This is a genomic window from Halorubrum amylolyticum, assembly GCF_004114995.1.
Lineage (GTDB): Archaea > Halobacteriota > Halobacteria > Halobacteriales > Haloferacaceae > Halorubrum > Halorubrum amylolyticum.
The window spans coordinates 29,985-53,751 of the sequence record NZ_SDJP01000023.1 but is presented as its reverse complement, the minus strand read 5'-3'; the positions used below and the strand labels follow the sequence as shown (position 1 = coordinate 53,751).

General features: G+C 63.7%; 22 protein-coding genes. 4 read left to right on the top strand and 18 right to left on the bottom strand.

Annotated elements, in window-relative coordinates; genetic code table 11:
* Nucleotides 1-170 precede the first annotated feature (170 nt).
* The 5 genes from ESO89_RS14125 to ESO89_RS18610 form a co-directional block, all read right to left on the bottom strand.
* Nucleotides 171-605: a TRAM domain-containing protein gene (locus ESO89_RS14125; protein WP_128906112.1), complete on the bottom strand. Its 435-nt coding sequence runs from the start codon at nt 603-605 to the stop codon at nt 171-173.
* Nucleotides 606-759: 154 nt separating this feature from the next.
* Complete coding sequence (locus ESO89_RS14120) at nt 760-2,277, bottom strand: hypothetical protein (protein ID WP_241686242.1); 1,518 nt, start codon at nt 2,275-2,277, stop codon at nt 760-762.
* 89 nt (nt 2,278-2,366) lie between these two features.
* Nucleotides 2,367-3,188, bottom strand: coding sequence for an ABC transporter ATP-binding protein (locus ESO89_RS14115; RefSeq protein ID WP_128906105.1), 822 nt, complete (start codon nt 3,186-3,188; stop codon nt 2,367-2,369).
* Nucleotides 3,189-3,225: 37 nt separating this feature from the next.
* Nucleotides 3,226-3,945, bottom strand: coding sequence for a hypothetical protein (locus tag ESO89_RS14110; protein WP_128906104.1), 720 nt, complete (start codon nt 3,943-3,945; stop codon nt 3,226-3,228).
* A gap of 14 nt (nt 3,946-3,959) precedes the next feature.
* Entirely contained in the window at nt 3,960-4,121 is a 162-nt protein-coding gene (locus ESO89_RS18610; RefSeq protein WP_164932803.1) for a hypothetical protein, read from the bottom strand.
* A gap of 201 nt (nt 4,122-4,322) precedes the next feature.
* On the opposite strand from ESO89_RS18610, the gene ESO89_RS14105 reads away from it, so the two are divergent.
* Nucleotides 4,323-5,344, top strand: a protein-coding gene (locus ESO89_RS14105) for an IS630 family transposase (RefSeq protein WP_128906103.1) whose coding sequence is annotated in 2 segments (ribosomal slippage) — nt 4,323-4,826 and nt 4,829-5,344 — 1,020 coding nt in all. Because the reading frame shifts where the segments join, the coding sequence is not laid out codon by codon here.
* A gap of 57 nt (nt 5,345-5,401) precedes the next feature.
* On the opposite strand, the gene ESO89_RS19415 is transcribed toward ESO89_RS14105, so the two are convergent.
* Nucleotides 5,402-5,560 (bottom strand): zinc ribbon-containing protein, encoded by a 159-nt coding sequence (locus tag ESO89_RS19415; protein ID WP_128906102.1) that lies wholly within the window; start codon nt 5,558-5,560, stop codon nt 5,402-5,404.
* Between the two features lie 930 nt (nt 5,561-6,490).
* Between ESO89_RS19415 and ESO89_RS14095 the strand changes: the two genes are divergently transcribed.
* The 3 genes from ESO89_RS14095 (at nt 6,491) to ESO89_RS14085 (ending at nt 10,237) form a co-directional block, all read left to right on the top strand.
* Nucleotides 6,491-7,258, top strand: coding sequence for an IclR family transcriptional regulator (locus tag ESO89_RS14095; protein WP_206731769.1), 768 nt, complete (start codon nt 6,491-6,493; stop codon nt 7,256-7,258).
* A gap of 167 nt (nt 7,259-7,425) precedes the next feature.
* Nucleotides 7,426-9,153: a Na+/H+ antiporter NhaC family protein gene (locus ESO89_RS14090; RefSeq protein ID WP_241686241.1), complete on the top strand. Its 1,728-nt coding sequence runs from the start codon at nt 7,426-7,428 to the stop codon at nt 9,151-9,153.
* A 79-nt stretch (nt 9,154-9,232) separates the two neighbouring features.
* Nucleotides 9,233-10,237, top strand: a complete 1,005-nt coding sequence (locus ESO89_RS14085; RefSeq protein ID WP_128906101.1) for an asparaginase — start codon at nt 9,233-9,235, stop codon at nt 10,235-10,237.
* A gap of 734 nt (nt 10,238-10,971) precedes the next feature.
* Here the strand turns inward: ESO89_RS14085 and ESO89_RS14080 are convergent.
* The 12 genes from ESO89_RS14080 to ESO89_RS14025 form a co-directional block, all read right to left on the bottom strand.
* Nucleotides 10,972-12,240 carry an outer membrane protein assembly factor BamB family protein gene (locus ESO89_RS14080; RefSeq protein WP_128906100.1) on the bottom strand — a complete coding sequence of 423 codons (1,269 nt, stop codon included), beginning with the start codon at nt 12,238-12,240 and terminating at the stop codon, nt 10,972-10,974.
* 120 nt (nt 12,241-12,360) lie between these two features.
* On the bottom strand, nt 12,361-13,104 hold the full coding sequence (locus tag ESO89_RS14075) for an ABC transporter ATP-binding protein (RefSeq protein WP_128906099.1): 744 nt from the start codon (nt 13,102-13,104) through the stop codon (nt 12,361-12,363).
* Entirely contained in the window at nt 13,101-13,859 is a 759-nt protein-coding gene (locus ESO89_RS14070) for an ABC transporter ATP-binding protein (RefSeq protein WP_128906098.1), read from the bottom strand. Before ESO89_RS14070 ends, ESO89_RS14075 begins: the two co-directional genes overlap by 4 nt.
* Nucleotides 13,859-15,004 (bottom strand): branched-chain amino acid ABC transporter permease, encoded by a 1,146-nt coding sequence (locus ESO89_RS14065; protein ID WP_241686239.1) that lies wholly within the window; start codon nt 15,002-15,004, stop codon nt 13,859-13,861. Before ESO89_RS14065 ends, ESO89_RS14070 begins: the two co-directional genes overlap by 1 nt.
* The gene (locus ESO89_RS14060; RefSeq protein WP_128906097.1) at nt 15,001-15,933 is read right to left on the bottom strand and encodes a branched-chain amino acid ABC transporter permease; all 933 of its coding nucleotides are present in this window, start codon (nt 15,931-15,933) and stop codon (nt 15,001-15,003) included. Before ESO89_RS14060 ends, ESO89_RS14065 begins: the two co-directional genes overlap by 4 nt.
* 162 nt (nt 15,934-16,095) lie before the next feature.
* Nucleotides 16,096-17,466 (bottom strand): substrate-binding protein, encoded by a 1,371-nt coding sequence (locus ESO89_RS14055; RefSeq protein WP_128906096.1) that lies wholly within the window; start codon nt 17,464-17,466, stop codon nt 16,096-16,098.
* 171 nt (nt 17,467-17,637) lie between these two features.
* Nucleotides 17,638-18,876 carry a Tm-1-like ATP-binding domain-containing protein gene (locus ESO89_RS14050; RefSeq protein WP_128906095.1) on the bottom strand — a complete coding sequence of 413 codons (1,239 nt, stop codon included), beginning with the start codon at nt 18,874-18,876 and terminating at the stop codon, nt 17,638-17,640.
* Nucleotides 18,876-19,709 carry a phosphoenolpyruvate hydrolase family protein gene (locus ESO89_RS14045; RefSeq protein WP_128906094.1) on the bottom strand — a complete coding sequence of 278 codons (834 nt, stop codon included), beginning with the start codon at nt 19,707-19,709 and terminating at the stop codon, nt 18,876-18,878. Before ESO89_RS14045 ends, ESO89_RS14050 begins: the two co-directional genes overlap by 1 nt.
* A 114-nt stretch (nt 19,710-19,823) precedes the next feature.
* Nucleotides 19,824-20,222: a cupin domain-containing protein gene (locus tag ESO89_RS14040; protein WP_128906093.1), complete on the bottom strand. Its 399-nt coding sequence runs from the start codon at nt 20,220-20,222 to the stop codon at nt 19,824-19,826.
* A 543-nt stretch (nt 20,223-20,765) separates the two neighbouring features.
* The gene (locus ESO89_RS14035; protein WP_128906092.1) at nt 20,766-21,527 is read right to left on the bottom strand and encodes an IclR family transcriptional regulator; all 762 of its coding nucleotides are present in this window, start codon (nt 21,525-21,527) and stop codon (nt 20,766-20,768) included.
* A gap of 169 nt (nt 21,528-21,696) precedes the next feature.
* Nucleotides 21,697-22,626: a GAF domain-containing protein gene (locus ESO89_RS14030; protein WP_128906091.1), complete on the bottom strand. Its 930-nt coding sequence runs from the start codon at nt 22,624-22,626 to the stop codon at nt 21,697-21,699.
* Nucleotides 22,627-22,704: 78 nt separating this feature from the next.
* Nucleotides 22,705-23,676 carry a sugar phosphate isomerase/epimerase family protein gene (locus ESO89_RS14025; RefSeq protein WP_128906090.1) on the bottom strand — a complete coding sequence of 324 codons (972 nt, stop codon included), beginning with the start codon at nt 23,674-23,676 and terminating at the stop codon, nt 22,705-22,707.
* Nucleotides 23,677-23,767: the final 91 nt, after the last annotated feature.

Here is a 23,767-nt window from a genome sequence, read left to right as displayed (position 1 = left end):
GTCGAGGATATCGATCTCCATGGCAGGTTCGATCTCCTCGGCTTCATCCTTCTAAACCGGTGATATCGGCAGATACGATCGCTATTCAACACAGCAATTGAGATAGTTCTCTAGTGAAACTGTGGCACCGATATGATACAGATTGCTGGTCAGTTTTGAGCAGACAGCGGTCAGAGTGATCGCGGGTCGTTATCGACGATACGCGCGAATGCGACGTTCTCCTGAACTTGTTCAATCTCGACAGTAGGTTCGTCTCCTGGTTGGGCGCCAGGAATGATCACGACGTAGCCACGTTCGACTTTCGCAATACCGTCGCCCTGATCGCCGACAGTCTCGATCGTTACCTCACGGACTTCACCTTCGTCGACGGGCGGCTCCGACGGCTCGCGGCTTTCGGTCTCTGGAGAGGAAGACTGCGGTGACTCCGGTTGTCTCGATCCCTCTGTCGAGGTCGACGACTCGAGAAGTGCTATGCGATACGTTTCGCCAGCTGACACTGCGTTCTTATTAATTTCACTTGAAGGAACTTCGATACTATACGTCCCATCTTGCTCTTCGATCGGCGCGCTGAACAGAGATTGAAGGGAATTCGGAATTTCGACCATTGAGGTTCGTATCTCCTGTTCAGAACCCACTAAATAAGAAAGTTTGATGTGAGGCATTCATGAGCCCGCCAGTCAAAATTGAGGATATACGATGCTTTCGAGAGAGCTGACAGAGAGATTACGCTCTGATTTCACAACACATTTTTAGAAATTTTTAGAGGTGATACTCGCTCACGCGATCGCGCGCGACGTACATCGAAACGGCACCAACAAGACACGCGAGTGCGGCCGAAGCGACCGTCCCACTAAGACCAACCACGAATCGCTCAACACCAACAAACGAGGCGAGCGCGTGCCCAGCAATGCCCGAATGAGCGATAACAGTCGGGAGTGCAACGATAAGCACCGCGACTGAATAGATCACAAAGGCGAAGACGCTCGGAACAATCGCCTTGGTGCTTCGAGAGACGCTCACGGCCTCGAAGCGTGGGAACCCGACGCCGATCCCGGTCGCGATCGCACCCGACACGACCGATAGGACGAGTGCCGACACGCCGAGGCTCGCGACGACCGGTACCGAATGCGGACTCAGAAGCCCTGCGATAACGGTCGCCACAACGGTCACCGGCGCGATCAGGAGGGCACCAGAAATGACGTGTCCGATGACCAGCGAGCGTTCAGGCGCTTCTGAGAGCAGTGTGATGGGCAGTGCTGCGCCTTCTTGGCCCACCACGTTGAGCGCGAATAGCGACCCGACGATCCATGTTCCACTAACGAGCAGCCATAGTGGAAGGCTTGTGCCTATCTCGCCGGTCTGGACGGCAGTAACGATTGGGCCGGCAAGGACGATCAGTGGGTACAAGGCGAACGACAGTGAGATTGGCGACCGGCGGGCGCGTTTCCAATCGACTGCGACGACGGCAAAAATCGGTTGTGAGAGCACTCGTGAGAGCCCTTTGAACCAAGAAGAGCTGTCGGCCGGCCGCTCAGCCTCATGAGTAATGTGAACCCCGTCGGCGTACCAGAGCCACCCTGCGAGTCGGAACAGCGATGCAACCGCTGCGGCGACGAACACACCTGTGAACCCCACCGCGCCGATCGCTCGAAACGGTGACGCCCCGACACCAAGCCCTATTGCGGCCAGATCGCCGAACCAATCGATCGGCGTCGGTGCGAGCACTCGATAGATCGGCTCCAAGACCGACGCAAACGCGTTCGTGAAGATCAGCGCGAAGTATCCAATACCGAGTAGAACGAGAAACAGCGTTCGCAGACGGCTGAGCAGCCGCGAGCGAACGCCGGCGTTTCGCACGCCTAGTGCGAGAATGAACCCGGCCGGGATCCCGGTTACGAGGAGGAGACACAGTGTGAGCAACAGGGCGGGGATTGTGAGTAGTGAGCCGGCACCGACGGCGAACGCTACTGTGGCGGCGCTCCCAACCGTGAGGAAGAATGCAGACCATAGCACGAACTCGGTGAGGACGAGGCCGCCGATCACCTCTCGATGTGACACTGTCGTCAATAAGCCATCGAGATTGTCGGGACGAAGTGCGACGGTATACGCACGATATCCACCGAATCCGACCACGAAGATCCACCCGTAGACGAACGCCATCCGCGTCCATTCGATGAGTGGTTCGGTCTCGCTTCCAGCGACGAATCCGCCGGCGAGATACGCCCCGAACACACCGCCGAGCGAGAACGGAAGCAGCATGACGGCCGCGAACGCCATCGCCAACAGCTGCGTCGTATTCGCTTTCATCGTCCGCCAGCGACGTCGGAGTTCGGTCAGAACGATGAGCCGCGGCCGTTTCGCCCGCGTCATCGGTCCTCAACCCGACCATCCTGTAGGTCGGCAGCGTCTCCAGTGGTTTCAGAAGCTGAGTCGGAGACGGCTGGTCCACGTTTGGCGGTGACCGAGAGGAACACGTCCTCGAGCGTCGTTCCCTCCTCGGCTTCCATCCGCGCAGTCAGTTCCGCGGGCGAGCCCTCGGTGACGAGGTCACCCTCGTAGAGGACGCCAACCACGTCCGCAAGCTCCTCGACAACCGAGAGAATATGCGTCGAGAGGAACACCGTGTGGCCGTCGTCGGTCAGTTCCGCAATGACGTCGAGGACGGTCCGAGCCGCTCGCGGGTCCAGCCCGCTGGTCGGCTCGTCGAGAAACACCACGTCGGGCTCGTGTAACAGCGCCTGAATCAGGCCGATCTTCTGACGCATCCCCTTGGAGTAATCGTCGATCCGCTTGTCGGCATCGTCGGTGAGATCAAACCGATCTAACCAGTCTGTGATCCGAGTCTCTATTTCCGGAGCAGGGAGATTACGGAGCCGACCGAAGTACTCGAGTTGTTCGCGGCCCGTGAGTTCATCGAAGACCGGCGGTTCCTCGGGAAGATAGCCGATCGATGCCCTGATCGCATCGCGATCCGAGACAGGGTTCCCGTCGATCCACGCCTCGCCGTCGGTTGGCTGCGTCAGCGATGTTAACATCCGCATCGTGGTTGTCTTTCCGGCGCCGTTCGGTCCGAGAAAGCCGTACACGGTGCCGTGGTCGACGGTTAGATCGAGTCCGTCGACGGCGGTCTCGGTCCCGAATCGTTTCGTCAGGCTACGCGTCTCGATGGCGTCTGTGTCTGGTGTCATTGTAAGGGTCGGGTGGTTGGTTTCGTACTGCAGTCGGTCATAGAACGATGCCTCCAACTCCGACAGCAACGAACGCCATCGCGATTACCGCCGGAAATGACGCTTTCCAGAGGCGTGTAAGTGCGAACTGTCTCGGAGAGCGATCGGTAATGATGAGATTGCCTGTGAGGACGGTCTCGTTCTGTTGGTGTTCTGTGTGTCCCGCAATGAGGTACTCCTCACCAGGATCGATCCGTCGTTCGACGTACCGCCGCGTGCCGAGTCCCGGAACAATTCGCACCCATCTTGCGACCGGTTCGAGGTCATCTCGCACGTCGACAAACTGTTGAATACGTTTCGGCGGCGTATCGCTGGCTTCGACCGTGATGACCGTCGAGTCCGTATCGAGCGCGAATCGTTTTGCGGACGGGACGACGTTGAGGGTCCCGCTCGGACCGTCGAGGGTGAACGGGCGTGTCGCCACGCCATCGTCGAGATGTGCCTGAAACCACGGGACTCCGATTCCGAACGGCTGCCGTTCGGTGACCTCAAACTCGAACCCGAGGCAATGAGACCCCGTGAACGGAGCCGTAATGGTCTCGCTCGATTCGTTCGCAACGCCGCGGCAGACGACGAAGGAGCCGGTGTCCGTCACCTCGCTTGGGTCTTGGACGTTGGTACGGAGGACGCTTGGCACAGTCGCGAGTGGCCGAAGACCGTACCAGCCGATTGCGAGGCCGAGGGCAATGAATCCAACTCCGCCGACAATGTATAGCATCAATCGGAGGGGTACTAGCCGTCGAACGTGAAGCCGAAATCAGTCGTCGCCACATCTGACTGGGGCAGTGTTCCGTCTGCCTCGACGGATGTCCGATAGAAAACGAGGAATATCGTCACCAACACGAGCAGTATCAGTTGCTCAGGGAGGATCCGTGGGGGTTCGAGGAGGGCCATACCCTATATGACTACGAGATGTATAAATAATAATGGGATGGCCTAATCTAGAAAACGGAGAGACAAAAATACGGCACTCAATATTCTGAGGGCTCGTGAGTGTAGTTTCCGTGAGTCACCACCAGAAGGGCTAACTATGCGGTTTGCGTCTTCTGATACTGTCGGCTGAATATTCTTTAGGCTAGAGTGTGATTAAGAGGTATGGCTACGCTTGACGCAGCCACCCTCAACGACCTCCGCGACGCGCTCGCGGAGGTCGAGGGCAAGAAGTCGACACAGCGGCTGATGGCGGTGATTAACTACCTCGAAGAAGACGACGCAACGATGGCAGAAGTAGCTGAACGGTACGGATACACCGGTCCATGGCTGTCTCGATGGGTTGGCCGGCTCGACCGGCTCGCCGATGAGCCGGTCGAGCAAGTCGTCTACGACGATCCGCGTGAAGGCAGACCAACCGAACTCTCTGATGAACAGTACGACCAGTTCGTTGAGGCTCTCCACGAATCGCCCGAAGAAGTTGGATTAGACGCGCCCGCGTGGTCTGTTCCATTAGCGCGTCACTATCTCGTCGAAGAATTTGACGTTGAGTACTGTGAGCGGCACGTCCGGCGATTGATGTCTGAGGCCGGGCTGTCTTGGAAGACAGCCCGGCCGGAGTTCTACACATCCGACGAGAGAGCCCAAGAGGCGTGGCAAGAAGGCTTCAAAAAAAGCGCAACGACTTGGACGACGAATACACAATCCTGACCATCGATCAGACGCGTCAGGTACTCTCGACGCTGATTTATGCGTGGTTTCCGGAAGGGGAGCGCCCGTCACTGCCGGTGACGGGCGCGTGGGATAGCATCAAGCTGCTCGGTGCAGTCAGCGACGGCGGTGAGACGTTCTTTCTGCCCTGTGCCGAGAACTTCAACAGCGACACGACGATCCGTTTACTCGACGCACTCCAAACAGAGTTCGGCGAGAAAATCTGCGTCGTCTTGGATAACGCCTCGTATTTCACGGCCAACGCAGTGCAGGAATTCGTCGAAGACACACCGATCGAACTGTGCTACCTTCCGCGGGGTTCACCAGAGCTGAACCCCGCGGAAGAGTGCTGGAGACAACTCGATCAAGAACTTGGGAACCGCCTGTTCGAGACACTTGACGATCTCCGTGATGCTGCTCTCTCTGCGCTCAACCGAATCAACGTTCCAGATGTCTTTACGTATTTATATCCATGAGTATGAGTAGGAGATCGAGATTATTGAGGAGATCGTGGGAGACGTGAGCTTGGAATTCTATAATCGGCGCACTAGTCGATAAACTGTGTTGTGCCCTTCGCCACAACTCCCACACGGCGGCAGGGTGTCGTCTGCGTCGTCAAGCGTTACCTCCCACGAACAGTTGATACAACGATACACGCCTTTTCCGGGCTTCTCACCTACGTTGTAAGTCATTACATGCTAGTGTTAAACAGAATACATATGTAAGTGCGGAAACCGTACCGAAAGTAGTGTCTTGGACGGTTCTCGCCGAAGAGGAGTATCGCTCCCGATCTGTCGCGTGTGGATATACAGTATTACCTATGTATTTACAAAACTATCGGATATCTTTAGTTACCCGGAATCGGTGTGGCCGTGTCGCGCTCGCGACCGCTCAAAACCGGATCGAAGCCGTTTTACCCGCCAGATCGACCCGTAATCGACGTTTCAGACCCTCTGACTCGTCTTGCCGCGCGTGCGCATCCGCGATTTCGATGGGATGCCGTGGAACGGTCATACGCTGACGGTACGTCCTCGATCGCCGGGGTTGCGGGTGTAACGCGCTCAAATCCGATCTGTGTCTGTCGTAGGTGGATAGCGTCGATCTACTCGGCTTCCGGAACGAGATAATATATAATTGATATTAGATATACAATGAAGTATGATATATTCGCCTAGTCCGTCCGTCTCGACACCGGTCGTGCGGACGAATCGGAGACGCCGATGCCGGACCGGCTTATCCACCGGAAAAGCGTCGACTTATTCCACACATGCGAGATACCACTCCGCAGCGGCGGCCGGAGAGTCCGCGCCGTTCCTGCGAGTGGATATCACCGTCCGGATGAATCGGGAATTTCCCCGGACGCGATCGATCGCCACGAATTTGCATTACGTGTCTACAATCGTAATGAAAATATCATGCACGACGAACGTCCCTAGCCGCGATTTCGGCGTTTCACGGAGGAAAGCCCTCGGCAGCAACGTCTGAGCCGAATTGGTGGATCGATCGGAAACGCCTTCGTCGGGCGGCGGCCGGCGTGGTCCGAGCGCGATTCACGGGGAGGTTCATCGTCGGTTGTGTTCCACGATACGTGGATTTATATGTCGCCGATGAAACACGGGGACGTGAGCGAAGACAGTCAACTGCTGCGGACGACCGAGAGGTCGCTCGGCGTGATCGAGGCGTTACGGTCGGGCGGCGAGATGACGCCGGACGAGCTCGCGTCGGCGCTCGACCTCTCGCGAAGCGCGACGTACAAGCATCTCCACACGTTGCGAAAGCACGGATACGTGGTCGTCGAGGGGGCCGAGTACCGTCTCGGCGGCCGGTTCTACGACATCGGGATGTACGTTCGGAACCGTGAGAAGGCGTATGAACTGGCCGGCAAGTACGTCGTCGAGATCGCCGATCAGGCGAACGAGGAGTCGGACTTCGGCATCGAGGAAAACGGCCGCATCGTGACCCTGTTTGACTCGGTGGGTCCCTCGGCACAGCCGAGCAGCCGTATCGAGAACTACGAGTTCATGCACACGACCGCGATCGGCAAGGCCATGCTCGCACGGTTCCCGAGCTCGCGCGTCGACGACATCGTCGATCGATGGGGGCTGCCGGCCGTCACCGATCGGTCGATAACCTCGCGCGACGCCCTCGAGGCGGAACTGGCCGCGATCCGAGAGCGGGGGTACGCCACCAACGACGAGGAGTCGATCCCGGGAAAGCGCGTCGCCGGAGTGATAGCCGAGGAACCCTCAGGGAACGTCATCGGTGGCTTCACCCTCTCCGGCCCGGCGTACCGAATCGAAGACACCGACCTGCACGGCGAGTTTCCGGACATTCTCAACCGCGTGGTCCCGGAGTTCGAGACCGATCTCACCTCTCAGGATCTCGTCTGAACCGAAGGACGGCGTCTGCTTCTCGGCCCTTCTCGACAAACGAGAGATGAAGGTATTGATCGGTGCGCGGAACCGGTGAAACTGAGCACGCTCTCGGATGAACGATCGGTTCGTGTGTGGCACACGTGAAAACAGTTAAGTGGAACCTCCCTACAGGTAGGTACCGTATGACATATCAGGCGCTTCCGTTCGCGGCGCTAGCGTTGGCGCCGCCGCTGCTCGCGATCGCTCTCGCAATGTACACCCGACAGGTGCTCGTTTCGCTCTTTGCGGGCGTCTGGGTCGGTGCACTACTGATCGCTGACTTCAACCCGATCGCGGCGACGGCGCTGTCGATGGACTGGCTCGTGGAGGTGGTGCGATCGCCGTTCGACACGAAGTTCCTCATCCTCATCATGTTCATGGGGGCCGGTGCGGCGTTCATCTACAAATCGGGTGGCATCCTCGCACTCGAACACTGGATCGGTCATCGGGTGAACACCGCCCGCGACTCGCAGGTGTTGACGTGGGTGATCGGGGTGTTCATCTTCTTCGACTCGTACACGAGCACGATCGTGACCGGCAACGCGACCCGCGATCTCTCGGAGGACAACAACACCTCGCGTGAGATGCACGCGTACGTGCTCGACTCCACCACCTCACCGGTCACGACGTTCGGGCCTGTCTCGAACTGGATCGGCTACCAGGTCTCGATGATCATTGTCGGCTTCGAAGCGGCACGCTTCAGCGCCGATGAACTCGGCGTCACGGCATTCGGGCTCTTCTTACAGAGCATCCCGTGGAACATCTACTGTTTCCTCGCGTTCTTCATGGTCGGGTTCATCTCGCTCACGCAGCGGTTCTACGGACCGATGCTCGACGCCGAGTGGCGGTCGCGCTCGACGGGGCAGACCCTCCGGGAGGACGCGACTCCGCTCTCGGACGTCTCGACCGACGTCGGCGAACCGAGCGAGGCGAACCCGTCGCTCGTGAACTTCTTCGCGCCGATCCTTTCGCTTCTCGCGGTGGGGATCGTTTCGATGTGGTGGCTCGGCGGCGGTCACCAGCCCGGCGTCGACATTGCGACGGCGTTCCAGGAGACGGACGTCGCACTCGGGCTTCTGTACGGGTCGTTCGCGTTCCTCGCCGTCGGAATGGTCGGTGCGCTGGGCCTCGGGACGATGGATCTCGACGAGGCGAGCGACACGGTTATCGACGGGTTCAAGACGATGATGATCGCCGCCGCGATCATCGTGCTCGCGTGGAGTATCGGCCACGCGGCGGAGCAGGTTGGGACCGCGGAGTACATCGTGGACGTGATGGTCGGCAGCGGCGTCCCCGGCTCGCTGTTACCGCTCATCGTGTTCGTCGCCGCGATGTTCATCGCGTTCACCACGGGCACCTCGTGGGGGACGATGGCGATCCTGACGCCGCTCGCGATCCCGCTCGGCTACGAGCTGGTCGGTGCGTCCGTCCTTCCGGTCCTCATCGGCGTGCTCTTCGGCGGTTCGATCTGGGGCGACCACGTCTCGCCGATCAGCGACACGACGGTCATGTCGTCGATCTTCGCCGGGTCCGACCACGTCGACCACGTCAACACGCAGATTCCGTTCGCCATGACGGCCGCGGGCGTGACGGTTATCGCGCTGCTGCTGTACGCCGTCGGGCTCACGTCGGCGTTCGTGCTCCTCCCGCTGTCGATCGCGCTCGTCGTGGTCGCCGTGCTCGGGCTGAACAAGTTCGACGCCAAGCGCAAGGGGCTCCCGGAGGTGATGCCGACGGCCGACGAGATCGGCGAGGACGACGAGCCCGTCGAGGGGAGCTACGGGTACCTCACGTCGCTTCCGGTGATCGCGGTCACCGTCGTGATCGCGTATCTCTCGCTCGTGTTCCTGTTCGTCTCCTTCGGGGGGTGAAGCGAGGGGACCGAAAGCGGCTCGACGCGACCGGAGCCGTTATCAGTCGCTCCGGCGGACTCTGAGCCACGATCCGCATATGTCCTCGATCCATATCGTCGCCACCGGGGGGACCATCGCGGGAACTGACGGTGGTCGTGGCGTATCGCCGAGCCGGTCCGGCCGGGAGCTGATCGAGAGGGTTCCGCAGCTCTCCGACCGGTTCGACATCACCGTCACGCAGGTCACACAGCGACCGAGCTCCGAACTCTCGACCACCGACCTCACGGCGATCGCGAAATCGGTCCGACGGGTCGCTGAGGCGGCTGACGGCGTGGTCGTTCTTCACGGAACCGACACGATGGCCGAGACCGCCTACTACCTCGATCTCGTCGCCGGCTCGTCTGCCCCGGTCGTTCTGACGGGGTCCCAGCGGACGGCGGCGGACACGAGCCCCGACGGTTCCGCGAACCTCGTCGGGGCCGTCGAGGTGGCGGCACACGACGAGGTCGAAACCGGCGCATACGTGTTCTTCAACGATCGGCTCCACGCCGCGCGCGCGGTCCGGAAGCGACACGCGAGCAACCTCGCCGCGTACGACTCGGGACACTACGGGCTCGTCGCCGAGCGGGTTCCTGACGGGCTGTGGTTCTACCGACGCCCGAGGAGCCTGTCCGCGACGCTCCCTGCCACGGAGCTCACGGCCCGCGTGAGACTGGTCACGACATCGACCGGAACGGACGGCAGCGGGCTCCGGCACGCCGTCGACCGCGGTGTCGACGGGCTCGTCGTCGAGGGGCTCGGAATGGGTAACGTGCCGCCCGACGTGGCCGCCGCCCTCGAAACGGCAACCGACGCGGGCGTCAGAGTCGTGGTCACGAGCCGCTGTATCGCCGGGACTACCGCGCCGGTGTACGGCGGACGCGGCGGCGCGGCGGCGCTCGCGGAGACGGGCGCGATCCTCGGCGGGACCCTCCCGGCACACAAAGCCCGGATAGCGCTGCTCGCGGCGCTGTCAGCGCCGGAACAGATCGACGTTGCGGCCCTGTTCGATCCCCGCACCGCCGAGGGCCACGGCCTCGCCGAAGTCGGTGACGAACGCTAGGTGGAAGACGAACGCTAGGTGGAAGACGAACGCTAGATCGGCGGCGGACGCTAGATCGCCGGAGACCGCGCGATCGTGATATCGGTCGTCCCTGAAGGAACGGTTCCCCTCCCACGCATTAATAACAAAAAATATATAATATTCTGTTCTGTTCATATTTCTATAATTCTTAACGGTAATGGCATCTCGCGGGTTCGCAGGGAGCGTCCCGGCCGCGCCTTCCAGTGCCACTTCGTCCGGTGTCCGGAGCACCGCGAACCGGTGTTTAATCGCGGTGCGTGGCCGCTCCGAAGCGCTCATCGAGGGGACGGTCGGCGAACCCGATCGAGGCCTCGGAGCCGGCGATCGGGGTCCGACCACGGACGCCCGTTCATCGGAGAACCCCGACGCTCGTGCCGAACGAGACGCCGAAACGGGTCGAAAATCCTCCTCGCGCCACCCCTGCGGACAGTTCGACTCGGGGTTGCTCTCCGGCCGTCGGTCCACTTTCTGAGCCCGGCTGTGAACGGCAGTTCTGCTTCGATTCTCGTCAAAAATAAGATATTGATGTATTATTTGAAACTGATAGTTAGGCAGAGTGAGCCCGACCGCCGACCGCTATCGCTCGTCGGGACTCCGTCATGCTTCTCGAACGCCCGGTCGGTACGCGGCACCCGCGCTGCGGCAGACAGATACGGCTGAAGGGGCCCCGAAGACGCGACGGGCGGTCCCGCACGGAACACGATTCGACCCGCTCACCTGATGGCGTACATCCGGCCGTCGGTTCCGCTGACGTACAGCGTTCCGTCGACGAGCGCGGGGCTCGATCCGACGCCGCGGCCGCCGATTTCGATGAACCACGCCTCGTCGCCGTCGGTCGTGAGTCCGTGAACGCCGAGGCCGCCGCGCTCCGTCTGGCCGTGCGTGCCGAAGTAGAGCCGGTCGTCCGTGACGACTGGACTGCTGCCCACCTCAAGCGCGTCGGTCTCGAAGCTCCACAGCTCCTCGCCGGAGCGTCTGTCGAGCTTGAACATCTCGCCGTAGTGCGTGCTGGGATCGTCCAGCGTGTTGTACGGCGTGTCTCCCACGTAGACCCCCGAGTCGTCGACGGCGACGGACCCGGAAATGTAGCGCGCAAACGGGTCCGCGGTCCATTCGGCCTCCCCCGTCGCGGCGTCGACCGCGTGGACGATCCCGTTCCAGTCGCCGAAGTACACGGTCTCGAACGCCAGGGCCGGGCTCGACCAGACCATGTCCCCCACGTCGTAGGTCCAGACCTCCTCTCCCGATCCGGCGTCGAGCGCGTAGAACGTGTCGTCAGAGGCTCCGACGTACGCCGTCTCGTCGCCCACCGCCGGCGTACTCACGACCTCGTCGCCGACCGCGTACCGCCACTCGGTCTCGCCGGTGACCGCGTCCAGCGCGTAGACCCACCCGGCTTCGGTCGCGTTGGGCGCGTCGGACTCCGCCGCGAACGCCGCGCACGCGAGGTTGTGACAGCCCGCGCCGATGTACACCGTCCCACCGGCCAGCGTCGGGCTCCCCCGGATCAGCCCCCCGAGGTCACGATGCCAGCTCTCCTCGCCGCTGGCGGCGTCCACCGCGTACACACGCGTGTCGTAGGAGCCGACGTACACCGTGCCGTCGGCGTACGCGGGCGACCCCTCGATCCGGTGATCCGTCGCGAACGTCCACAGTTCCGCGCCCGTCGCCGCGTCCAACGCGTACAGCGTCCCGTCCGTGCTGCCGACGAACACCGCGTCGTCCGCGACCACCGGGCTCCCCCAGAACGGCCCGTCGGCGTCGTGGGTCCACTCGATCGACGGGTCCGCGCCCGTCGGTGAGACGCCCCTCGCGAACCCGGTGTTGTAGCGGTCGCCCCGGAAGGACGGCCACTCGGTCACCGGCTCCGAGACGGGGTGCGATCCCGAGTCGCCGCCCCGTATGCCGGCACATCCCCCGGCGAGACCGATCGTGGCCGTCGACACGGCGGCGAGAACGGCCCGTCTGTTACGCATCACCATGTCACGGTTCACCTGTCGTCGCGTAATAACGCTTTGGGCGTCGGTAATCGACGGACTGCGAGGGGAGATGGCCGATCGTCCGCAGGTAGTCGCCTCGGACCCGAGGTGTCGCGGTCGGCTTCAGACGACGAGGTAGTCGTCCAGGTCTTCGGCTTCGAGCTCCTCGACGGTCCCCTCGTAGACCATCTCGCCCTGATCTAAGACGTACCCGCGGTCGGCGAGTTTCAGCGCCTCGCGGACGTTCTGTTCGATGAGGAGGACGGTCAGTCCCTGATCCGAGATCTCCCGGATCGACTCCGAGACGGACTCGATGATCTGCGGTGCCAGCCCCTCCGTGGGCTCGTCGAGCAGCAGCAGGTCGAGGTCGGGTAACCGGAGGGTTCTGGCGATCGAGAGCATCTGCTGTTCGCCGCCGGAGAGCGTTCCGGCCCGCTGGGAGCGACGCTCCTCCAGCCGGGGGAACAGCTCGTACAGCTCGTCGATCCCCATCGTGGGAGATCCGCTTCCGGGCGCGCGGCGGCGAAGCGTGTTCCACGAGGCGCTGGCGATCTTCGACATCGTGAGATTCTCCTCGACCGTCAGCTCGGTGAACAGCCGGCGCCCCTCAGGAACCACGCCGACGCCGGCCCGCGTGATGTCGTCGGTCGGCCAGTCGGTGATGTCCGTCCCGTCGAACCGGATCGCGCCGGAGCGGACCTCGGGCGGTTCCGCGCCGGCGATGCTTCTGACGGTCGTGGTCTTGCCGGCGCCGTTGCGGCCCAGCAGCGAGATAACCTCCCCCTCGTCGATCGCCATCGACACCCCGCGCAGGATGTGGCTCGCCCCGTAGTAGGCGTGGACATCGTCGAGTTCGAGCAGCGTCATATCTCTCCACCCCCCAAGTAGGCCTCGCGAACCGCGGGGTCGTCTTTGATCTCCTCGGGCGTCCCCTTCGCGATGATCGCGCCGTCGTTGAGCGTGAAGATCCGGTCTGAGACGTCGAAGATGACGTCCATGTCGTGTTCGACGAGGAAGATGGTCATGTTCCAGTCGGCGAGCAGTTCCCGGATGAGCGACACCGTCATCTCGGTTTCGCCCGGCGACATCCCCGCCGTGGGCTCGTCCATGAACATCAGGTCGGGGTCCGTCGCCAACCCGATCGCCACCTCCAGTCGTCGCTTGTCACCGTACGGGAGCGACTTCGCGGTCTCCGCTGCGTCGTCTCCCAGCTCGATGGTCTCGAGGATGCGCTCCGTGCGCTCCCGGACCTCGTCGTAGCCGTCGCGTCGGCTGAGGAAGTTGACGCTGAACGACCCGTGTTCGGTCGCGAACGCCGCCACCTGGACGTTCTCCCTGACCGTGAGCTCGGGGAATATCGACGCGGTCTGGAACGATCGACCGACGCCGAGCTGCGCGATCTCGAAGGGGTCGAGGCCGACGAGATCGGTTCCCGCGTAGGTGATCTCGCCGGACGTCGGCTCCAACATCCCCGTGATGGTGTTGATCAGCGTCGATTTCCCGGCGCCGTTCGGACCGATGAGCGAGACGAGCTCGCCCTGATCGACCGAGACGGTCACCTCATCGAGCGCTTTCAGGCCGCCGAACGTCTTCGTGAGGTCGCGTGTTTCGAGTAGTGGCATCACTGATCACCTCTCTGTGATCGCAGCTGCGAGCTGACGCTCGTGATCATCCCCCAGATTCCGTCGGGGTACTTCCAGACGACCGCCGTGAACGCAAGCGCGAGCGTGAGCAGCCAGTAGCCGCCGATCACGTCGAGCCCGTTGACGACGCCCTCGAAGTAGAGGAAGACGATCACGCCGATGATCGGACCCGCGACCGTTCCCAGCCCGCCCAGCACGGTCATCATGACCACGTCGCCGCTGAGCGTCCAGTGGAGGCGTTCGACGCCGGTGAAGTACGTCTCCATCGGCAGGAGTCCCCCGGCGATCCCCGCGACGAACCCCGAGATGACGAACGCCGCGAACTTGTACCGCCAGACGTCGAGTCCGACGAAGGACGCCCGGGTCTCGTTTTCCCGGACCGCCTTGAAGATCAGCCCGTACGGCGACTTCCGGACGCGCGTGATGAACGCGACGACGGCGACGAAGAACGCCGCGACGAAGAGGTACATGTACGTCCCCCAGAGCGCGCCGAAGACCCCCGGGAGATCTGCACCCAGCTCGACGAGGCCGAAGAGCGGGTTCCGCTCGACCCCGAGGCCGTTTATCCCGCCGGTTATCCCCTCGAAGGGCTCTCTGGCCATGTAGTACAGCATCTGTGCGATCGCGAGCGTCACGATCGCGAAGTAGACCGTGTGGAGCCGGAGCAGGATGAACGGCGTCACGACGGCCAACAGGAGCGCGAAGCACACGCCGACGACGACCGAGAGGAGCGGGTCGGCGACGACGTTGTTCGCGAACAGAGCCGTCGCGTACGCCGAGCCGCCGAAGAACATCGCGTGACCGAACGACAGCAGTCCGGTCTGGCCCAGCAGGTGGTTGAACCCCAGCGCGAAGATTCCCCAGATGAGGATCAGGCGAACGAGCTGATCGTACCCGAGCAGGTCGCTCGGGACCAGCGGGGCGCTCGTGAACACCCACGGGAACACCGCGACGAAGACGACGGCGGCGATCAGCACGAACCGCTCCGTGTGCTTGATCCGGTCCCACGTCTCGAGCGCGCTCGACGCCGGACCGTCGTCGATGGTCTCCTCCGTGCCCTCCGAGATATCCGTATTCTCCGTGTTCTCCGAGATATCCGTATTCTCCGTGTTCTCGGTACTCATTGGCCGATCTCCCCCGTCGGGTAGATGCCGCTCGGTCGGAGCGTCAACACCACGATCGCCAGCGCGTAGATGCTCGCCGTCGCCATGCTCGGCCAGACCTGCGTCACCGCCGCGAACACGAAGCCCGCGAGCAGCGCCCCGACGGTGGTCCCCTTGATCGATCCGACCCCGCCCATGATCACGATGACCAGCGCGGGAATGATGTTACCGAACCCCATCCCGGCGTTCACGCCGAACAGCGAGCCGCCGAGGATGCCGGCGAGGCCGGCGTAAGCCGCGCCGATGGCGAATATCAACAGGAACGGCCGCCCGATTCTGATGCCGAGCAGCTCGGTCATCTCGGTGTCCTCGGTGCCCGCCCTGACCGCGAGGCCGTAATCGGTGTACTTGTAGAAGGCGAAGAGGACCGCCAGGAAGACGAGCGCGAGGACGACGACGTACACTCGCCACCGCGACACCGATCCGACGCCGGGGATGAGCACCGGTCCGGACGCCCAGCCGGGCCGGGCGTAGTTGAAGCCGGTCCGCCCGAACACGAGGTTGAATCCCTCCTGAAAGATCAGCAGGACGCCGAACGTCACCAACAGCTGATCGAGCAGCGGGCGGTCGTACAGCGGCTTCGCGAGGAGCCGCTCCATCGCGATTCCGGCGACGAACACGACGATCGGCGTCACGACGAGGGCGGCGAAGAACCCGAGATCGAGCCCCAGCGGCGCGAGCCCGTATCGGTCGAGCAACCCGCCGAACTCGACCTCGAACCCGACGATCAGTCCGACGTACGCCCCGATCAGATACAACGCTCCGTGGGCCATGTTTACGAACTGGAGGGAGCCGAACACGATCGACAGCCCCAGCGCCACGAGGAGGTACACCGACGCCACGCTCAGCGCGACGAACAGGAACTGGACGGACGATTCTACGAGACTCATCCGAACCGCCACCTATTGTCTACTGTTGCCATGTCTTGACGGTCCTTTCATTCGCCGTTGGATCGTGCGTCGCACCGGGCGGTCGTCGAACGGGAGCACGGGCTCGACGCGGGGCGCGCTACGAGTCGGACGCCGCCCCGAGACGGCCGTCCGAGAGGCGCGTTACTCGTCACCGTACTCGTTCTCGTCCATCGCACACTCGTTTGCCGGGTAGGCGTCGCACTCGTACACGATCGGATCGGTCGTCTCCATCACCTCGGTCCGAATGCCGATCTCCTCGGCCGTGGCGTCGTCGACGCCCTGCACGAGGTGCCACGGCCGCTCGACTTGGTGGTCGCACTCCCGGAACTGCGAGGACCCCCACGCCTGCTCCCATTCGAACTCCTCGAGGGTGCGCACGACCGTCGGCGGGTGGAACGCCCCCGCCTCCTCGACGGCGGCGGCGTACACCAGCATCGACTCGTAGGTGTGCATCGAGCTCTGGTTGGGGATCTCGTCGTACTCGTCCTGATACGCCTCGACGAAGGTGTTCGACGCCTCGTTGTCGTAGTTCGGGTTCCACGGCTCCATGCCGTAGACGCCCTCGGCGTCGGACCCCATGGGATCGAGGGTGAACGCGCTGACGTGCGGGATGAACACGTCGACGTCATCGGTGACGCCGGCGTCGACCATCTGCGAGAGCCCGCTGGCCGCGAACTCGCCGAAGCTGGCGAAGTGGACCACGTCGGCACCCGAGTCCTGCAGGTCCTGGATCTGCGTCTGGTGGTCGCTTTCCCCCTCGGCGATCGCCGAGCCGCCCGCGTCCTCCCACGGGCCGTTCTCCGTGAGGTGCGTGCGCATGGCGTCGCGGTTCGACTGGCCGTAGGAGTAGTCCATGTAGATGTGGAACAGCTCCCGGTCCTCGCCGAGCACCTCCGGGAGCAGGGTCCCGGCGGCCATCCCGATGATCTCCGCGTGGAAGGTCGGGTGGAAGTAGTACCGTGAGCAGTTCTCTCCGCTGATCCCGGACGAGGTCGAGTTCCCGCCCATGAACGGGACCTTCTCCCGCTGAGCGACGTCCTGCATCGCCAGGGTCACCGTACTGGACATGCCGCCGGTCCAGAACTGGATGTTGTCCTGCTGGATCATCCCGTTGATGTTGGAGTTCGCCGTGTCGGGGTCCCCACCGGTGTCGGCCTTCGTCGGTTCAATCTGGTACCCGAGGATGCCGTCACCGCTCAGGGCGTCCCAGGTGTCGACCAACCCGCCGCCGTTGTTCAGGTGTTGGACCGCGAGGTCGAACCCGAGTTCCTGATCCTGTCCGTCCGGACCGAGCGCCCCGGACAACGGGCCGTTGAATCCGATCGCGACTGTGTCGCCCTCCGGCGGGAAGTTCCCGATCGGTTCGTACTCGCTTCCGCCGTCGCCGCCGTCGCCGCCGTCTCCGCCGCCATCGCCCGTACAACCGGCGAAGCCGGCAGCGAGGCCACCGGCTGCGAGGCCTTTGAGGTACCGACGCCTGGATTCGTCTCCTGGTTCACGCTTGTTTGTCATGGTTGTTTGTACAACTCATAGACACATGGTATCATGCAGGATTTAAATCTTTGGTACTTATGTTTGTTATCGTATACTACTGCGGTCGCCCGCCGGACGGCCCCATCCGCCGGACGGCCCCATCCGCCGAACGGTCTCGCCCGCTTCCACGGGCCTCCCCGCCTTCGCGACTCACCGCTCCATGTACTCGTGGAGCCGTTCGGCCATCGCGACGGCGAACGACTCGTCGTTGACGTTCGCGTCTCGTTCCAACAGGTCCACGCTCTCGTCGAGGTTCGAACGGAGCGCGTCGAACAGGGCCTCGTCGGCGTCGGGATCGTGAAACGGTTCGCCGTCGGCGTCGAGCATCGAGACGCCGCCCAACGGGAGCGCGAGCGTGACTGGACCGGTCGCCGCGTTGAGCTTCTCGGCGATGATCCGTCCGATCTCGGTGGTCTCCGCCGGCGTGGTTCGCATCAGCGTCACCTGTGGATTGTGAACGTGGAACGTTCTCCCCTCGAACTCCGCCGGCACCGTCTCCTCGGGACCGAAGTTGACCATGTCGAGCGCTCCCGTGGAGACGACCTGGGGAACTCCCGCCTCGGCCGCCGCGTCGAGTCGATCCGGTCCCGCAGCCAGAACGCCGCCGACGTGTTCGTCGGCCCACTCGGTCGTCGTCGCGTCGAGGACGCCGTCGATGACGCCCTCCGCGATCAGGTTCTCCATCGCGCGGCCGCCGGTTCCCGTCGCGTGGAAGACGATCGTCTCGTAGCCCCGCTCTTCGAGCCACTCGCGCGCCGTCTGAACGCAGGGCGTGGTGACGCCGAACATGGTGATACCGATCGTGGGCCTGTCGGGCGTCTCGACGGCCGGGTCGTTGGTCACCATCCCGGTCATCGCGAGGGCGGCGTTCGCGATCACCGTCCGGGAGAGCCGGTTGAGCCCCTCGATGTCCGCCACCGAGTACAGCATCGCGATGTCGCGCGTGCCGACGTAGGGCTCGGTGTCCCCCGACGCGACCGTCGACACCATGAACTTCGGGACCCCGACGGGGAGCGCTCGCATCGCCGCCGTCGCGATCGAGGTGTTCCCCGACCCGCCGAGACCGAGGATTCCGTCGAGGTCGCCGGCTTCGTGGAGTCGCTTCGCGATCGCGGCGGCGCCGTCCCCCATCGCCTCGACCGCCCTGCCTCTGTCGGCCGCGTCCCTGAGGCCCTCGAGGGTGGCGCCACCCGCCTCGGCCGCCTCCGCGGCCGAGATGTCGGGACCGATCTCGGGGTCGCCCATGACGCCGACGTCGACGAGGGTAACTCCGACGCCTTGGGCCGCGAGCACGTCCCGCGCGAAGCCGATCTCTTCGCCCTTCGTGTCGAGCGTCCCGACGATGACGACGGTCGCGGGCGCCGGTTCGGAACGGTCCGTTGAACTCATCAGAACTCGATCTCCTTGAACTCGCGCGCCTGGTTCTGGATGGCCTCCTCCGTCGGAAGCCGCTCGATACTGGAGGCGCCGAAGAAGCCGACGACCCCCTCGGTGTTGTTCAGGACGTCTCTCGCGTCGTCCGGCCACGCGATCGGTCCGCCGTGACAGATGACCATGATATCGTCGTCGACCGCTTTCGCGGCGTCGTGGTGGGATTGGACCCGTTCGGCCGCCGCCTCGAGATCCAGAGCCGTCTCGGCGCCGATGTCACCGGATGTCGTCAGGCCCATATGCGAGACGACCACGTCGGCACCGGCCTCGGCCATCGCGCGAGCCTGGTCCTCGTTGAAGACGTACGGACACGTCAACATCCCCTGATCGCTGGCCTCGCGGATCATCTCGACTTCCTTATCGTAGCCCATGCCGGTCTCCTCTAAGTTCTGCCGGAAGGAGCTGTCCTCGTCGATGAGGCCGACCGTGGGGAAGTTCTGAACGCCGGAGAACCCGCGGCGGCGGAGGTCCTCGATGAACACCTCCATCTCCCGGAACGGATCGGTCCCGTTGACGCCCGCGAGCACGGGCGTGTCCTCCACGACCGGGATCACCTCGTGGCCCATCTCGACGACGATCTCGTTGGCGTCGCCGTAGGGGAGGATGCCCGCCAAGGAGCCGCGGCCGTTCATCCGGTACCGCCCCGAGTTGTAGATGATGAGGAGGTCGACACCGCCGCGCTCGGCGAACTTCGCCGAGATACCGGTTCCCGCGCCGGCGCCGATGACCGGCTCTCCGCTCTGTACGACCGACTCCAACCGCTCAAGGGACTCGTCCCGTGTGAACTTCATGGACGATACGCACATTACCCCGCCAGGTATTCAAAGTTCGGGTAGCTCCCGACGTGACCCCGTTGCGCGCGCACGACGGCGGTTGCGGCGGAATCGTCGGTTGCGGAGGGGTCGTCACTCTCCGGGCGGAACGACCTCGCAGTCCGGGGCCTCGCGGATCTCCGACTCCGGACCCGGCGGCCCGTACATCGCGATGAACCGAAGAGGCTCCCACGAGGTGTTTTCGGTGCTGTGCTCGACGCCGGCGGGAATGTACACCATGTCGCCCGCGGCCACCTCCCGCACGTCGTCTTCGACGGTCTGGACGCCCTCTCCGTTCAGGAAGTACAGGACCTCCTCGCTGTCCGGATGGGTGTGCCGCTCGTGACCCTCGCCGGGTTTCAACACGACGACGCCGGAACTGAACGACTCGGCGCCGGTCGTTTCCGGGGTACTGAGCCACTTGATGGTCCCCCAGCTCAGCTCCAGCGTCTCCACGTCTTCCGGTCGGATGAACCGCTGATTGTCACCCATGACACCGGGAAACATGCGGCATCTCCGTAAAAATGTTTGGGGGCGAGAGCCGCGGAAACACGCGAGGACGCCCGAGAACGCGGCGTACTGAACGCGTCGGCACGGCCCCGAATGCGGAGGCACACCCGTTCGATATTCACATTATGCGAACGCATTTCATAGTATGGTTAGGTAACACGTCTCTCATTTCGAGCGCTCTCACATGAACCCGCCCGCGTTCGCCGATCGCTCGCACGGGTCGAACGGACGCCAGCCGTCAGCTCCGCGATCGGGCCGGTTGAGTGGTCGTACGACAGAGAATATCACGCGATGCGGTCGCCGTGTGGTACCAGCCACCGCCCTCGGGAACTCCGCGCCGAGTGCGACGCCGGTCGGCACGCGGTGAGTCGTATCCTGATTACGGCCATAGTACTGTAATTCACTTGTTCCTCCCCCCGGTGTAATTCACGATCCTGCGGCGCGCCATCCGGGGACACCCGTGCGGAACGCGTTCACATATCGTAAACGGACTCGACCCGTAAACGGACTCGACCCGTGAACGGGTCAGTCCGTGAGCGCGTTCTCCATTTCGCCGGCGGCGTCGATGACCGCCTCCGCGAGCTCCCCGTGTAGCCGCGACGTGTTGATCCGGTACTTCGGACCGCCGACGCTCACCCCGCCGATGATCTCGCCGTCGACGCGGACGGGCGTGCCGACGGCGACGAGCCCCGGCGCGAACTCCTCGTCGACGATCGCGTACCCGTCGTCGGCTATCTCCTCCAACTGCTCGTACAGCCGCTCTCGGTCCGTGATCGTCGCCTCAATCTCGCGCGGCATCCCCCACTCGTCGAGGATGCGTTCGACGCGCTCGGGTTCCAGCTGGGCGAGGATCGCCTTTCCGGCGGCGGTGTTGTGGAGATAGTACTCCGTTCGGAACCCCGTCTCCGCGTCTGGTCCGGACGACTGGTTCGAGGACCCGTGGAGGAGGAGCAGCCGGCCGTGTTCGAGGACGGTGAAGTTGGCCTCTTCGCCGGTGATCTCGGCGAGCCGTTCCACCGCCTCCGTGGCGACGGACTCGAGCTCGCTTCGTCTCGCTCGCTCGCCGCGCTCCGCGAACTTGAAGCTGGCCAGATACGTCCGTCCGTCCTTCACGAGATAGCGACACGCCAACAGGGTGTTGAGGTGGCTGTGAAGCGAGCTTTTCGGCTTGTCGACCATCCGATCGAGTTCGGCGAGCGTGAGTCCGCCGTGCTCCAGCACCAGATCGAGTACGTGCAACGACGTCTCCGTCGTCTTCAGCGTGCGGCCGTCCGTTGCCCCGAGCATACGCGTGTGATACGCGCGAAGTGGTAAATCAGTTTATATAATTCGCCCGGAAATGAGCGATATTAACATATCGAGAACGCGTCGTCCGGAATCCGCCCTCGGAATCGTCGGCGACGCGGGACGGTCACCCGGACCACGCGGTCAGTTCGCGGGCCGTCCCGCCCGTCGATCAGATCGCCCGAGACCGTCTCGTCCAGCCGATCCGCGTGATGGCCTTCGCGCCGAGCTGTCCGAGCAGACTCGCCGCCTCGACGTCGCGCTCGTCGAACGCGTTGACGGTGATGTCGCCGGCGCTCAACACGCCGTGATCGCCGATGGGCACGTACAGTCCCGAACGGAGGTCCCCGCGCTCCCAGTCGTCCTCGGTCGAGCTGTGATCGGTGTGCAGCTCCGGCTCTCCGGTTCTGAACGTGCGGGCCGCGGGCGTGTCCTCGTCGGCCGGGTAATCGGGCCGGGTTCCGGCCTTCGTGACGCACTCCTCGGTGACGACGACGACCTGTAAGGTCCCCTCGCTCTCGTCGACGAGTCTGATCGTCGTGTTGTCCAGTCCGAGGATGTTCTTCGCCGTGTCCGCCATGATCTCGGCGACGGCCTGTCTCGAGTTCGCTTCCCGGAGCTCCTGGCTCGTCTTCCGGAGCACCTCGATCCGCTGCTCCTGTCGTTTCGCGTCCGTGACGTTCTGAACGGTGCCGTGCAGCGCGCCGCCGCCCGACCCGTGCCGGTCCGGCGCACCGCAGATGCGGAGGTACCGCTCGGTCGTTCCGCCGTCGACGAACCCGACTTCGACCTCGAACGCCTCGCCCCGGTCGCGTGCCCGGTCGAAGAGCTCTCGCGTCCGTTCGCAGTCGGGCTCGACGAGCCGGTCGGCGACCGCGCCGAACGAGGGCCGCGTCTCGGGGTCGACGCCGAGGATCGCCTTCGCGCGGTCGCTCCACCACGTTCCGTCGGCGTCGTCGTGCGTCCACACCCCGATGTCGGCGAGCCGCTGGACGCTTTCCAGCAACGCCGTCGGTCGGGTCCCGTCGGGGACGCCGCCGAGCGTCGAGTCGGTCGCTCGCGGGCCGCCCGGCGTCGATTCGCTCGATCGGGAGTCGCTCATGCGCGATACGTCACGTTCGATCTACATATAACCCGGCGGCGACGGCTCCGGACGCCGGGGACTCCGACGGCGGGCGCGTCACTCCGGGACCCAATCGACGTCCGCCTGCTTGCGTAAGAGCCCGTCTTGGAGCATCGTCACGGCCTTCTCCAGTCCCTCCGTCGGCTCGGCGAGGCCGTCCTCCCACTCGATGCTGAGGACGTCGTCGTAGCCGACGAGCCGGAGCGTGCTGACGATGTCCCGCCACGCGTCCTCGTCGTGACCGTAGCCGACCGACCGGAACAGCCACGCGCGCTCCTCCTCGCGATCGAACCCCTTGTTGTCGAGCACGCCCTCGATCTCGGCGTTGGCGTCGTACACGCGGACATCCTTCGCGTGGACGTAGTGGATCGCGTCGCGGTCGCCTAGGTACCGGATCGCCTTCGGAATGTCTATGCCCTGCCACCAGAGGTGTGACGGGTCGAGATTCGCCCCCACGCGCTCGTGGGTCGCCTCCCGAAGCTCCACCATGGCGACCGGGTCGTAGACGAGCATGTTCGGATGCATCTCGATGGCGATGTCGACGCCGTGATCGTCGGCGTAGGCGCCGAGATCGCTCCAGTAGTCGACCGCGACCTCCCACTGGTACTCCAGCGCCTCCGAGTGCTCCTGTGGCCACGGGAACGTCACCCAGTTGGGGACGCTGTCCTCCGGACCGCCGGCCGGGAGACCGGAGAAGGTGATGACGCGGTCGACGTCGAGCTCGGCCGCCAGCCGGATCGCCTCTCGCGTCTCGGTGTCGACGCGGGCCTGTCGTTCGGGGTCCGGGTGCAGCGGGTTGTCGTGGACGGCGAGCCCGCAGACCTCGAGGTCGTGTTCCGCCAGATCGGCTTCGAGGTCCGCCCGCGCCTCGTCGCTGTCGAGCAGCTCGCGCCGATCGATGTGATCGGAGCCGATCAGACCGCCTGCGCCGAGTTCCACGGCATCGACGCCGAGCGATTCGAGGAACGCGAACGCGTCCGACCTGTCCATGTGTCCGAGCGGCTGCGCCGTGAGTACGCCGAGTTGCATACGTCGAGCGTTTCGAGGGAGAGACTATAATAATTATCCCTAGGAGATGCGGTCGCGCTCGTCGGGCGGAAGGCGCGGGGCGGACGCCGTC